We start from the raw sequence: 13423 nt of genomic DNA, 5'->3' as shown, positions 1-13423 counted from the left end.
GGTTCGCGGACAACGCGGTGCCGTTTGGCGAGCGATGTCGTCACGCCCGGAACGGGTGCCCCGTCCAGCCGGTTCGCGGATAACGCGCCGCTGGTTGGCGAGTGATAGCCACCTTGTGGCTTGGCAGGCGGCGACTGGCGGGGGCCGCCCCAGGCGGCGCCCAACGGCGCAGGACCGCCAACCTGCGGATAGGCGACGTCGGCGGGCGCCGACGTCGCCAGCTTGTGCATTTGGGCGCAACCGCCTATTGTATTGGATTTAATAGGAATGGTTATCATTCAGTGGACCACGAACCCTGCGGAGGCTGGGAGCCCGCGAATCGCCGAACGTCGTCGCAGTTGCGGCGACCAAACCGGCGGCGGGCTCAGGCGCTCAAGGGTCTTGCGCGGTCCGCCCCTGAAGCTGTTCCCGGACAGGCCTGGCCTCCGGCCCAGGCGTTGCCAACCGCCGCATGACCCCCAGAAAGGCAATCAGACGAATGAGGGTTTTCAAGAAGAACGCCGCTTTCCTGGCCTCCGCGAGCCTCGCCATCGGGGCGTTCGCGGCCGCAACCGGGACCGCTTACGCCGCCCCGCCCGTCGGCACGGCAGGGCCGGCACCGGCTCCGTCCCACCGGACCGTGATCGCAGGCGTCCACGCGGACGCGATCTCGACCTTTTGGGATCAGGGGCAACTTGTCCTGGCCGCGAAGGCGGACACGCCGACGGCCCACACCCGCTACGAGGCGGACCAGGTGTGGTTCCACGTCAGCAACGGATTGCGGCTCACCGGCTTTCCCGCCGGTTTTGAGTTCGTGGCAGCGCCCGGCTCGACCGTTTGGATCGCTCCGGAAACCCAGGTGGGTGGCGAGCTTTGGCCCGGCTTCTCCACGGAGTCGGTCCCGCTCGGCACTCTGGACGGCAACGACACCACGCTGACTCTGGTCGGGGTGGAGGGTCCAGGAGACGTGGAACTGTGGCAAAGCGGAACGTTCGGTGCCCCACAACGCCTCTGGTCGAGCGACGAGGACGGCTTCAAGAGTTTCACGCGCGGTAACGTCCACATGCACGCCAACTGGGCTTTCACCCAGCCCGGCATCTACGCTCTGACGGTGGCCGCCCAGGCCAAAGTCGGCGGCGCGCCGGTCGGCGACACCGCCGTCTACACCTTCGTCGTGGGGGACTTGCCGGCGCAGGCCGTCACGACCACCCAGTTGCACGTGCACGGGGCCTCGACCGTCGTTGTCGGAGAAGAACTGGAGCTCCACGCCACCGTGGAGCCGGCGAGCGTGCAGGGGTACGTGGAGTTCCGGGACGGCCAAAACGTCCTGGGCCACGTCAGGCTCGCTGCGGGCGAGGCGGAATTCCTGACGGAGGACCTGAGCCTGGGCGACCACCAGGTGACCGCGGTGTTCGTGCCGGAGGTCGACAACCTGGCGAAATCGTCGGCATCGGCCCCGGTGAACGTCGTTGTGGCAAACGCGCCGACCGGCCAAGTGGTCGAACTCGGGGCCCTAGACGGCCACTACCACCAAGGCAGCCCGATCCACCTGAGCTTGAACATCGACCCGGCGCCTGCCGCCGGCGACACCATCCAATGGCAGTGGAAATGGCCCGGCGGGGAATGGTCGCCGATCCCCGGCAACCCCACCGACTCGTGGACTGTGGCAGCCGAGCAGGCGCTCAACGGAGTCGAGGTGCGGGTGGCGTTGATCCGCGCCGACCCGCAGGCGGCACCCACCTTCTCTGAAACGCGGGTCATCCACGAGGACGACCACGGCGCCGCCGCCCTCCAGGCACCGGCTATCGGGGGCAAGGCCTCCTACCTGGTCGGCGAGCCGCTGTCGCTGCGCTTGGAACTGCCCGAGGGTGTTTCGACGGTCTTGACCGACCACTTGTGGGAGAAGAAGCTCGCCGGGTCGGGGGACTGGACGCCGGTCGGCGGCCAGAGCGCATCCGCGCTGACGCTGCCGGCCGCGCTGGGCGAGGACGGGGCGTCCTTCCGGGTGTCCATTCTGAAGCCAACGGGCGAGGTGGCCTACGGCCCTTCGGCGCCCGTGTCGGTGAGCGTCGCCCAACCGGGAGCGGCGCTGGGACTCGGCCGGCTGGCCCAGGAGTACAGCCTGACGCTCCTCGAACCGACCAATGGCGGGGCCTCGGCCGGCGCGCTGGGTCTGAACGACCAGGGCGACGTCGTGGGGATCACGCGCCCGACCAGTTCGGCGCAGCCCCAGCGGACCGTTCTCTGGGAGGCCCACGGCGACCACTTCCACGCCCATGAGCTCGCCAACCTTGACGGTTCCCAGTTCTCCCGGGGCTTCGACGTGAACAACCAGGGCCAGATTGTCGGCGAGGCCTTCGACTCCCAGGGCGCCTCCATCCCGATCCGTTGGGAGGGCACGACCGCCCCCGAACACGTGACGAGCTTGAACGCGGCAGGCACCGGAATCCTGAATGACATCGACAACGACGGCGTGGCCGTTGGCTCCGCCTCCGGCGCGGCCGTCCGGTTGGCCGCCGATGGTGCCGTCACCACTTTGCCCATCCCGGGCCCGGCGGGGACCACGGCCGCCTCCTTGACCGCGACCACCATCGCCGACGGCCAGGTCGTTGGCGGCCGGGGGTCGTTGACTCTGCCCGGTCAAAGCGGCAGCCGACTCCTGGGCGTTGTCTGGGACGCGCAAGGCGCTCGCCTGCTCGAAACGCCGCAGGGCGCGAGTTCCCCGGCGGTGGCCGGCGTGCGGTCGGATGGCCTCGCCGTGGGAAGCGCCACGGCCGGGTCAACCGAAAGGCCGGTGGCGTGGGGAACGGACGGAGTTCCGTACACGTTGGCGCTCCCTGAGGTTTCCGATTACACGCACGCGGCGGCCAAGGCGGTCTCGGGAGGCGTGATTGTCGGCTACACCTCCAAGTTCGCGGGCAACACCTCCTTTGGCGGGGCCGCCACCGGCTGGGACGCGACCGGAGCGGTTGACCTGAACTCGCGGGTCGCGGCTTTGCCGGAGGGCGTGACCCTGCAGTCCGCCTCAGACGTCAACGAGTCCGGCCAGATTGTCGGCACCGCCGCCACGGCGGACGGCGCCCGAGGCTTTGTGCTCACCCCCGTCGCCGAGCCCGTCCCGACCACCGTCGTGATCACGAACTTCCTGGAGCGGTTCGTCGCCGGCCAGGTCTACACGCTGACGGCGGCCCACTCGCCTACGGTCGAAGGGGCGACCTACAGCTGGGAGCTCAAGCAAACCGGCGCGGAGTCCTGGTACACGATCCGCGACGCCCAAGGCCCCGTCACCACGGCGGACCTGACCTTCACGGCTCAACAGGGCTGGGACGGATTCTTGTGGCGCGTGGCGGTGTTGGACGCCGAGGGGCACCGGGTCGCCGAGTCGACGCCACAGGAGATGCGGGTCGAATTGCCCGCGCCGACCGAGCCGGGGCTGCACATCCTGGGCCTGGCCGGCCACTACCACTCCTCCCAACCGGTCACTTTGACGGCGGTGCTCGCCCCGGAGGACCCGGCTCCCGCGACCTTCCGCTGGTCGGTCCAACGAGCCGACCAGGCCGGGCCGCATGTGGTCCAGGAGACGGACTCCGAGGTGCTGACCTTGACCGCCGAGCAGGCCCTCGACGGCGCCATCGTCACAGCGGAACGGCTGGTGGGCGGCGAGGTGACCCACACTTCGGCCCCCGTGACCGTGGCGGTGGACGACCACGGGGCCGCGGCTCCCCAGGTCGTGTCCATCGCGGGCGAGCCCCAGGCTGTTGAGGGCCAGACTGTCACGCTCACCGCGACGGTGGCGCCCTCAACGGTGCTGGACCGCTACCAGTGGTACGTCAAGGCGCCCGGGGCGGACGAGGCCAGCCCGGTCGCCGGGGCCACCTCGGCCACCCACGCTTTCACGGCCACGGCCGATCTTAACGGGGCCGAATTCTCAGTGGCCGTTGTCGGCGAGGACGGCACCGTCGTTTACGGCCCGTCGGCACCTGTCGCGCTGGCCGTAACGCGCGCACTGGCCTCGGCGCCAGCCGCGCCGGCGAAGCCCGGCATCGTGGCCATCGGCTCCACCGTGACGGTCACCTGGGAGGCGCCGGCGGACGGCGGATCGCCGATCACCGGCTACACGGTTCAGTTGCTGGGCGGCCCGGAGCCGCTGGCGCGGGAAGTGGCCGCGTCCGCGACTTCGGCGGTGTTCACCGACCTCGGTCCGGGGACCTACCGGGCCACGGTTGTCGCGGTCAACGCGGTTGGGGCCTCCCCCGCCTCCGAGGCTTCGGCCCAGGTGGTGGTGATCGGAACCCCAGAACCGAGCGACTCGGGCGACCCGACGCCGGGCCAGTCCGCCCCCGGCCAGTCGGCTTCCAGCCAGGCCGCGCTTCCGGTGACGGGCTCCAGCCTCAGGCCCCAGGCCGCCATCGGCGTGGCCACCTGCCTGATTCTGATCGGCGCCGCCACGCTCCTGGGTTCGCGTCGGCGCAAGCTGGCGCGCCAAGGCCCCGCCCAATGAGCCTCGATCGCCGACAGCGCCAAACGCCGACCGCCTAGCAACGCCGAACGGCCGGGCCTGGCCCCCGCACCGCCAGGCCCGGCCGTTCGGCTGCTGTCCGTTTCTCCCCGAAGCGGCGGGTTTCGGCTTGCGTCGGGGAGTTCCGGACAGGGCCTCGGTCGGGCACGTAAAGGCCCGGTCCGCTGACCTGGGACGATACCGTGTGGCCGGTTGGCGGCATCGGCGCCGGTTGTCCGTTTCTCCCCGAAGCGGCGGGTTTCGGCTTGCTTTGGGGAGTTCCGGACAGGCTCCCGGTCGGCCCCGTGCACGCCCGGTCCGCTGACCTGCGACGATGCCGTGTGGCGGGTTGGCGGCGTCGGCGGCGGTTGTCCGTTTCTCCCCGAAGCGGCGGTTTTCGGCTTGCTTTGGGGAGTTCCGGACAGGCTCCCGGTCGGCCGCGTAACCGGCCAGCCCGGTGATCTGCGACGATGCCGCTGGGCCGGCACACGGCATCGGCGCCGGTTGTCCGTTTCTCCCCGAAGCGGGCCCAAACCCCCTCGCTTCGGCCGGATCACCGATAGGCGTCGGTGCGCAGCGCGAAGGCGTAGGTGGCGGTGCCCTCCTCCGAGGTGACGGCCAGGGTGAAGCCCCTGATGACCGCTCCGGGCAGATAGTCCGCCGAGTCCGAACTCAGCATGGCGGCGGGGTTGGCCGGCAGTTCGAAGGCGAACACGCCATCGGCCGCGCTCAACTCGATGGTCTGCGGCTTCCCGGCGTAGCGCGCCGTTCCTTCGGCGTCCACCACCTCGTCGGTCAACGCCACGGCGGCGGGGGGCGCGCCCGCGAACGTGACCGTGATCCGTGATCCGAGGCGCACTTCCGGGGCCGCCGCCAGGTTGTGGCCCTCGGCCAGCGCCGCCAGCGCACGCGGCGCCCCGGCCGCGGGGTCTTCGCGGATCCAGGGCAAGGGGGTGCCATCGCCCACCTCGACGCTGGCCAAGGTTGTCTGATCCGATGCCGTCGCGGACGGTTCGCCTCCGCGCCCGGTCGGGTTCGGCTCGCAACCGGTTAGCGCAAAGGCGGCCAAGAGGCCGACGCAAGTGATCGCGATGCCGTTTCTCCGTCGCGCCACGGCCCGCCCCTTCCGCAAGTGATCCGCCGGGTTGGCCCCGATCTCATTGATCATATTCGGCATCGGCGATCTGGCCCCCGCCACGGGGACGGACCAGGTCGAGGCGGCGTCGGCTCAGCCGACCGTGGATCAAGCTTCTGCCCTGGGGACCAGCCGTGAGACGGTTCTGGTCGCCATCCCGCTCGGCCTCCGGCTCCTCGCGGAGCGCCGGCGCCGGCTCAGCCGACCGTGGTGCCGAAGGCCAGCCCAAGCAGATAGGTGACGGCGGCGGCCCCCCAGCCGATCGCCACCTGCCGCAGGGCCTTCTTCAGGGGCGACGTTCCGGACAGGATGCCCGCGCACATGCCGGTGACGGCCAGCCCTACTCCCACCAGGGCTGCGGCCCAAATGACCGCGGTCAACCCCGACAGCCCGACCAGCCAGGGCAGCACCGGGAAGATGGCGCCGGAGGAGAAGAAGCAGAACGACGCGGCGGCGGCCTTGACGCCTGAACCGACCACGATCGAGGACTCGGCGTGGGCGCCCGGCAGGGTGAAATCGGTCTGATGGCGAAGCACCTCGTCGGCCTGCTTGGCGGCGTCCTCGGCGGTCAGCCCGCGGGCTTGGTAGACCAAAGCCAGCTCGTTGGACTTGAGATCCAGATGGGGCAGCATTGTGGCGGTCTTGGGGTCGGGGTTGGAGGCGTCCAGAAGGGCCTTTTGCGAGTCGACCGAGACGTATTCGCCCGCGGCCATGGACATGGCCCCGGAGAGCAAGCCCGCCACGCCGGTCAGCATGACGACTTTGGGGCTAACCCCGGCGCCGCCTATCCCCATGACCAGGGCCAGGTTTGAGACCAGGCCGTCGTTCGCGCCGAAGACCGCCGCCCTGAACGTGCCGGAGAGCCGGGCCCGGCCGCGCGCGGCCAGGCCACGGATGACCTCGGAGTGGACTTGTTCGTCGGCGGTCATCGATTCGGGGACGTTCGGGTCGCGCCAGTAACGCGTCCGCGTTTCTGCGCGCCCCGCGATCGCCAACGCGAATACGAAGCCGAAGCGCCTCGCCATGAAGGCCAGAACGTCGGTGGAAAAACGCCGGCCCATTGGCCGCTTGGCCTTGTCGCCCAGGAGCCCGCGCCAATGGTCGGCGTGGCGCGCCTCGGATTCCGCCAGTCCCAGGAGGATCGCCGCTTCCTCGGGGCTGGAGCGCCGGGCGAGGTCTTTGTAGGTGGCGGCCTCCTGGATCTCGTCCGCCAGATAGCGGCGCCAGCGCCGTACCTGCTTCCGCGACGGATCGGGCACCGCCGGGACCGAGCCGGGCGCCGCCGCCGATCCATCATGTGGGACGGATGGGATTGGGGTTGCCATAGTGGTCGATCCTACGGCTTGACCAGGCGCAGCGGTCCCGCCGGGGCGGTCAGCGGCCGGATGGCGGCCAGCCGCGTGACCACCAGGTGAGCCATCCACAAATCATGGGATGAATTACCGGCGGTTTGTGTTACCGTGACCGCACGTTTCCGCAATGTCCACCCGCAACAGCAAGGAGACCCGGCCATGGCGCGATCCGCCACCCCGGCAGCCCCGAAGAGCGCCAAGCCGCCCCGCGCCCAATCCCGTTCAGCGTCCCGTCCCACCCCGGCCCCAAGGCCCGCAGGGCCACCCCAACCCAAGGTGAAGCCGGACGCCACGGCGGCGCCGGAAAGCGCCCGGCCGGACTTGGAAGCGGCGCCGGAGCGCGCCCTCCCAGACGCCCAGGCGGCGCCGGAATCCGCCCAGCCGAATGCCAAGCCCAGCCCGGCGCCGCCCCTTTCGCCCGCCAAAGCCCGCCGCCTGGCTGACTTCTACCGCCAAATGCTCCTGATCAGGCGCTTCGAGGAACGGGCCGGGCGTTCCTACACGCAAGCGCTGATCGGCGGCTACCTGCATCTGAACCTGGGGGAGGAGGCGTTCATAGTCGGCGCGGCGGCGGCCATGAAGCCGACCGACTACCTGTTCACCAACTACCGCGAGCACGGTTTCGCCATCGCGAGGGGGGCGGACCCGGGCCGCGTCATGGCCGAGTTGTACGGCCGGGCGGACGGCCTGTCCAAAGGCTGGGGCGGCTCCATGCACATGTTCGACTTGGAGCACCGGTTGATGGGCGGGTACGGGATTGTGGGCGGCCAGCTTCCGCTCGCCACGGGCGCCGCCCTGGCCATCGACTACCGCGGCGGCGGCGAGGCGGTGGTGGCCACCATGGGCGACGGCACCACGAACATCGGCGCCTTCCACGAGTCGCTCAACATCGCGGCGCTCTGGAACCTCCCGATCGTGTATCTGGTGGACAACAACGAGCTCGGGATGGGCACCACCGTCGAGCGTTCATCCGCCCAGCCCGACCTGCACAAACGGGCCGCCGCCTACAAGATGGCCTCCGCCCGGGTGAACGGTTTGGATCCCGATGCCGTCTACCTGGCCACCCGCCACGCCCTCACCCGCGCCCGCGCCGGGCGCCCGTTCCTGCTGGAGGTCATGACCGTCCGCCTGAAGGGCCATTCCGTGGTCGATCCGGCCTCCTACCGGAGCGCCGAGGAGGCCGCCTTGGCCCTCAGCCGCGACCCGTTGGCCCGCGCCGCCGCCCAACTTGTCGAGTCCGGCGCCGCCACCCCCGCCCAGTTGGACGTTTGGGACCAACAAGCGCACGATGCCGTCGCCCAGGCCGAGCGGTTCGCCAAAGCCAGCCCCCTGCCGCCGGTGGACGCCTTGTTCGACCACACCTATGCGACACCGGTCCCGAACGAGTCCCGGCGCTTGCCGGGGGACCCGCTTTTCCCAATCCCGCCCGAGGCCCTGTGCCTCCTGCCGAACGACTACTACGAGGGCGGGCGGACGGCATCGGCGGCCGGGGATGCGCCAGCGGCCGGTGCAAGCTTGGCGACGGCGGGCGCCGGTCGGGGGGCGGCGGCGTGACCACAACGGCGACAGGCCCGGCGCAGGCGACCGGCGTCGTCACCATGACCTACCGGGAGGCGCTGCGGACAACGCTGGCGCAGGAGCTTCGCCGCGACCCGAATGTGCTGCTGATCGGTGAGGAGATCGGGCTGTTCGAGGGCTCGTACAAGATCACCCAGGGATTGTTGAAGGAGTTCGGGCCGAAGCGGGTGCGGGACACGCCCATCGCGGAGGAGGGCTTCACCGGGGCGGCGGTCGGCGCGGCCATGCTGGGGCTGCGGCCCATCGTGGAGTTGATGACGATCAACTTCTCGCTGTTGGCGGTGGATCAGATCGTCAACCACGCGGCCAAGATTTACGGCATGTTCGGCGGCCAGGTCTCTGTGCCAATGGTCATTCGGACGCCGGGCGGCGGGGGCCAGCAGTTGGCGGCCACCCATTCGCAGAACGTGGAGTTGTACTACGCGTTCGTGCCGGGTCTGAAGGTGGTCGCGCCGGCCACGCCGGCGGAGGCGCGCGGGCTGCTCATGGCCGCCATCCGGGACGACGATCCGGTGCTGTTCTTGGAGAACCTGTCCCTGTACAACACGAAGGGCCCGGTCGACTTGGCGGCGCCGCCGTCCCAGCTGGGGCTGGCCAGCGTGGTCAGGCCGGGCCGCCACCTGACGGTGGTGGCCTATTCGCGGATGGTGTCCGTGGCGCTGGAGGCCGCCCGGCACCTCGCCGCCACGGAGGGCGCGGACCTGGAGGTTGTGGACCTGCGCAGCCTGCGGCCCTTGGACCGGCAAACCTTTGTCGAATCGGTGCGGCGCACCCATGCGGCGGTGGTGCTGGAGGACGACTGGCTGACCTACGGGATTGGCGCGGAGGTGGCGGCGTCCATTGGCGAGGGGGCTTTCGACTACTTGGACGCCCCGGTCCGGCGGGTCGCCATGGCGGAGGTCCCCCTGCCCTACTCGAAACCTCTCGAAACGGCGGCGTTGCCGCAGATGGGGGACGTGATCCGGGCGATCAAGGAAACCCTCGCGGCGACCGGTTTCAACTATTCAAGGAGTGTCTCCCATGATTGAGATCACCATGCCGCGGCTCAGCGACACCATGGAGGAGGGGGCGATCGCGGCCTGGCAGGTTCAGCCCGGCGACAGGGTCTCGCCCGGCGACGTCCTAGCGGAGATCGAGACCGACAAAGCCGTCATGGACTTCGAGGCCTACGATTCGGGCACCATCACAGAACTGCTGGTCGAGCCCGGATCGGTGGTGTCGATCGGCCAGCCGATCGCGCTGCTGGACGACGGTTCGGGCGAGGCGCTGGCCCCAACTGGCCCCGCTGCTAATCGCGCGGATCGGGCGGGCGGCAGCCAGCCGACCCCGGACAACCGTCGGCCGCACGCCGTCCCGGCGGGGCCGGTCCTGGCCTCGCCGCTGGTCAGAAGAATCGCGCGGGAGAACGACCTGGATCTGCGGCGGATCGCCGGGTCGGGGCCGGGCGGCCGGATCATCCGCCTGGACGTGGAACGGGCGTTGGCGGACCAAAACCGCCCATTCCAAACTGCCCATTCCAAGGCCGGCTGTGGCCCGGACGCACCGCTCGGCGCGGTGCCCCCCGCGCGCTGGCCGAGCGCGACCCAAGCGCCGGCCCAAGTCAGTGGCCTGGCCTCGGCCGGCGGTCCCGCCGCGTTTGAAGGGCCGGGCGCGGCTGGAGCGTCTGACCACATCGGCGGCGTGACACCGCCAGGCGGATCCGCCGCGCCTGGCGGGTCGAGTGCGGCTGAATCATCCGCTCAGAAGGGCGGCCTTGCCCCCGCAGGCGGATCCGCCACGTTTGGAGGGTCTGGCCCGGCCGGGGGGCTGAGTGCGGCCGGGGGGACGGCATCGGGCAATGGGGGAGCGGACGGGACGCCAACCGGCGACGACCCCCGCGAACCCGTCGCCGTCCCGGTCGCGCAGTTGCGGCGGGTGATCGCGCGGCGGCTCACCCAATCGGCCCAAGAGATCCCGTCCTTCACCGTCACGCAGGCCGTCCAAGCGGACGCCCTGGTGGAACTGCGGGCCCAACTCAACCGGCACCTGGCGGCGACAGGGCGGGGAAAGGTGTCCGTCAACGACCTTATAGTCAAAGCCGCTGGCCTGGGGCTGAGGGAGCACCCGGCGGTCAACGCCAGTTGGGGCCAGGAACAACTGCTGCTGCACGGCCGGGTCAACGTCGGCATCGCGGTGGCCACCGACCGTGGCCTGATGGTGCCCGTGATCAAAGACGCGGACGCCAAGACCCCGGTCCAGATCGGGGCCGAATCGCGGTCGTTGGCGGGGCTGGCGGCGGAGGCGAAACTCGCCCCGGACCAAATGAGCGGCGGCACCTTCACCGTCTCCAACCTGGGTATGTACGGCGTGGAGGAGTTCACCGCGATCATCAATCCGCCCGAGGTGGCCATCTTGGCGGTCGGCGCCGCCCGGCCCGAACTGGCGCTGGCCGGCGCGGATGTGGTGACGCGCCAAGTCATGCGCCTGACCGTGACCTGCGACCACCGGGCCATCGACGGCGCGCTGGCGGCGCAATTCCTAAGCACGGTGCGCGCGCTGCTGGAAAACCCGTGGTCGCTGCTGGCCTGACCGCCGCCGAAATGGGGCGGCGCAATTCCTAAGCACGGTGCGCGCGCTGCTGGAAAACCCCTGGTCGCTGCTAGCCTGACCGCCGCCGAAAGGAAATGGGGACGGTACCTTTTTCCGGCTCGCGGGCCTGATTCGTGGGTGCTTGTGGGGCCGCAGATTGCGACGTCATGCGCCGCCCCCTCCCCCAGTTGCGACTACTCTCCAAGACCCGCCGCCGACTGGCGGACTCCGCGCCGCTGCGACGTCGCGGGTTTTGTGCCAAGACCTTCGACAGTGGCGGTTCCGGGTCCACGGACGACTGGCGGATTCTGTGCCGCCCCGACGTCGACTGGCGCATCCTGTTACTCTCTCTCCACCGACTGGCGGATCCTGTTACACCCCCTCCGTCGAGTGGCGGATTGTGTCCGGGCCAGTTTGCGTTTGCGCTGGTCACGGGGGTGCGCTCAACCGAAAGGTGGACATTATCCGCCACTCGACGAGGTGGAGGGCCGTGGACGGCACAGGAAACGCCATTCGGCGTCTTCGGCGGCACAAAACCCGCCACTCGACGCCGAGTGGCGCATTCTGTTACACACCCTCCGCCGAGTGGCGAGTTTTGCGCCAATGCCACCGTCCAATGGCGGATTCTGTGCGGCTGCGACGTGGAGTGGCGGATCTTGTGCCAACATCCTCGGTGCCAACATCCTTGCCGAGTCTCGCCATCTTGTGGACTGTTGGGCCGACATCCTCGAGTGGCGGGTTTTGTCGCGCCCTGCCGGTGGGCGAGATGGGGAAGGCGCCATTCTTCCGTGCACGCAGGGCTGACCGCCCATGCGGTCGGCCGGGGGCGTCGGTTTGGCGGCGCCCTTCCCATGTGGCACAATGATCGTCCGGCGTGCCTCGCCCGGCGACCTGCCGCAGGGGGTCGACTCGAACGGACGGCGCCGCCCAAACGAATCCCAAGTTCACCAGCAGCCGACCGGCTGCCCGAACCCGCTTGTGACCTGCGGCGACAGGCGAGGAAGAACAGTGGCACATGCAGCGCCTCGACTCCGTTGACCAGCCGTCCTTGAAGAAGGATTTGCCCGATTTCCGGCCTGGCGACACAGTCAAAGTCCACGTCAAAGTCGTTGAGGGAACTCGCTCGCGGGTTCAGATCTTCAAAGGAGTCGTGATCGCCCGCGACGGCGAGGGCGTCAGGGCCACCTTCAAAGTCCGCAAGATCTCCTTCGGCGTCGGGGTCGAGCGGACCTTCCCGCTGCACTCGCCGGTGATCGACCAGATCGAGGTGGTCACCCTGGGCGACGTCCGCCGCGCCAAGCTCTACTATCTGCGCGACCGCCGCGGCAAGGCGGCCAAGATTCGCGAGCGCCGCGACAACCGGGGCTCCGGGGCGAAGACCGCGAACAAGGCGGAGGTCAGCCCGGAAGCCGGGGACGACCAGTCCGAATGAGCTGAGCCGAGCCCACGCGCCATGCCCGGCGGCCCAACCCTTGAAACGGAACTCGCGTTCTTGTCCAAGGGCGCCGCGACCGTCGGGGGCATGGATGAGGTGGGCCGGGGCGCCCTGGCCGGTCCGGTCTGCGTGGGTGTGGTCGTGGTTGACACCAGCACGCCGCCGCCGCCTTCAGGCCTGGCCGACTCCAAACTACTCACCGCCGCCCAGCGTGAGCGCCTTGTGCCGCAATTGGCCGAATGGGGCGCGGGCCGGGCGTTGGGTTGGGCTGGCGCGAATGAGGTCGACCAGTTGGGGATTGTCGGGGCGTTGCGCCTGGCGGGGTGCCGGGCGTTGGCCGAACTGTCCATCCGGCCCGCCGTCATCATTCTGGATGGCAAGCACAACTGGCTTTGCCCGCCGGCCGATTTGTTCGCCAGCGAAACCGAACCGAGGTGGGAGGTGCGCATGAAGGTCAAGGCCGACCGGCAATGCGCCTCCGTCGCCGCCGCCTCGGTGCTAGCCAAAGTCGCGCGGGATCAGAGCATGATCGAACTGGCCGGTGAACACCCCGGTTATGGCTGGGCGGCGAACAAAGGCTACGGCGCGCCAGAGCATCTTGAGGCGTTGCGCCGCTTCGGACCCACCCCGGAGCACCGCCAATCATGGTCGCTTCCGGGCGCCGATCGCCTGGAAGTGAGAAGCTAGCATGGTGCATTCGTCCGACCTTCCGTGGGGTCCGCCCAGGTGGCGTCCCACCGACCCGGCCGCCGGGGCAGGCGCGCCTAGTCCGACCGGCCCCACCGCCTCTTCCGTCCGCACGGCGGCCATCCCCGCCCATTCCATTCGGCCGCCTCGGCATGCCGCCGCGAAAGCCTCCCAGGGGCCGGCCGGAACAC

8 protein-coding genes are annotated in these 13423 nt (G+C 69.9%); 6 read left to right on the top strand and 2 right to left on the bottom strand.

Annotated features, from left to right (window positions below):
• Nucleotides 1-478: 478 nt before the first annotated feature.
• On the top strand, nt 479-4480 hold the full coding sequence (locus tag LBC97_06940) for a choice-of-anchor M domain-containing protein (GenBank protein MDR2565785.1): 4002 nt from the start codon (nt 479-481) through the stop codon (nt 4478-4480).
• A 550-nt stretch (nt 4481-5030) separates the two neighbouring features.
• On the opposite strand, the gene LBC97_06935 is transcribed toward LBC97_06940, so the two are convergent.
• Entirely contained in the window at nt 5031-5591 is a 561-nt protein-coding gene (locus LBC97_06935; protein ID MDR2565784.1) for a hypothetical protein, read from the bottom strand.
• A gap of 218 nt (nt 5592-5809) precedes the next feature.
• Nucleotides 5810-6937 (bottom strand): VIT1/CCC1 transporter family protein, encoded by a 1128-nt coding sequence (locus tag LBC97_06930; protein MDR2565783.1) that lies wholly within the window; start codon nt 6935-6937, stop codon nt 5810-5812.
• 186 nt (nt 6938-7123) lie between these two features.
• Here LBC97_06930 and LBC97_06925 point away from each other — a divergent pair, with 186 nt between their 5' ends.
• From LBC97_06925 to LBC97_06905, 5 genes are all read left to right on the top strand, one after another.
• Nucleotides 7124-8518, top strand: a complete 1395-nt coding sequence (locus LBC97_06925; protein MDR2565782.1) for a hypothetical protein — start codon at nt 7124-7126, stop codon at nt 8516-8518.
• Nucleotides 8515-9570, top strand: coding sequence for an alpha-ketoacid dehydrogenase subunit beta (locus LBC97_06920; GenBank protein ID MDR2565781.1), 1056 nt, complete (start codon nt 8515-8517; stop codon nt 9568-9570). The genes LBC97_06925 and LBC97_06920 overlap by 4 nt, the downstream gene beginning before the upstream one ends.
• Nucleotides 9563-11110 (top strand): 2-oxo acid dehydrogenase subunit E2, encoded by a 1548-nt coding sequence (locus LBC97_06915; protein ID MDR2565780.1) that lies wholly within the window; start codon nt 9563-9565, stop codon nt 11108-11110. Before LBC97_06920 ends, LBC97_06915 begins: the two co-directional genes overlap by 8 nt.
• Before the next feature lie 1015 nt (nt 11111-12125).
• Nucleotides 12126-12542 carry a 50S ribosomal protein L19 gene (gene rplS, locus LBC97_06910; GenBank protein ID MDR2565779.1) on the top strand — a complete coding sequence of 139 codons (417 nt, stop codon included), beginning with the start codon at nt 12126-12128 and terminating at the stop codon, nt 12540-12542.
• A gap of 21 nt (nt 12543-12563) precedes the next feature.
• Nucleotides 12564-13232: a ribonuclease HII gene (locus LBC97_06905; GenBank protein MDR2565778.1), complete on the top strand. Its 669-nt coding sequence runs from the start codon at nt 12564-12566 to the stop codon at nt 13230-13232.
• Nucleotides 13233-13423: the final 191 nt, after the last annotated feature.

The sequence above is a fragment of the Bifidobacteriaceae bacterium genome, from assembly GCA_031281585.1.
Lineage (GTDB): Bacteria > Actinomycetota > Actinomycetes > Actinomycetales > WQXJ01 > JAIRTF01.
The sequence above is the reverse complement of the archived record's forward strand: the minus strand, read 5'-3'. Positions and strand labels throughout refer to the sequence as shown.

Bases quoted from the DNA above. Each gene is read 5' to 3' on its own strand.
- LBC97_06940 (MDR2565785.1), top strand. From the start codon at position 479: ATGAGGGTTTTCAAGAAGAACGCCGCTTTCCTGGCCTCCGCGAGCCTC.
- LBC97_06905 (MDR2565778.1), top strand. From the start codon at position 12,564: ATGCCCGGCGGCCCAACCCTTGAAACGGAACTCGCGTTCTTGTCCAAG.
- rplS (MDR2565779.1), top strand. From the start codon at position 12,126: ATGCAGCGCCTCGACTCCGTTGACCAGCCGTCCTTGAAGAAGGATTTG.
- LBC97_06930 (MDR2565783.1), bottom strand. From the start codon at position 6,937: ATGGCAACCCCAATCCCATCCGTCCCACATGATGGATCGGCGGCGGCG.
- LBC97_06925 (MDR2565782.1), top strand. From the start codon at position 7,124: ATGGCGCGATCCGCCACCCCGGCAGCCCCGAAGAGCGCCAAGCCGCCC.
- LBC97_06915 (MDR2565780.1), top strand. From the start codon at position 9,563: ATGATTGAGATCACCATGCCGCGGCTCAGCGACACCATGGAGGAGGGG.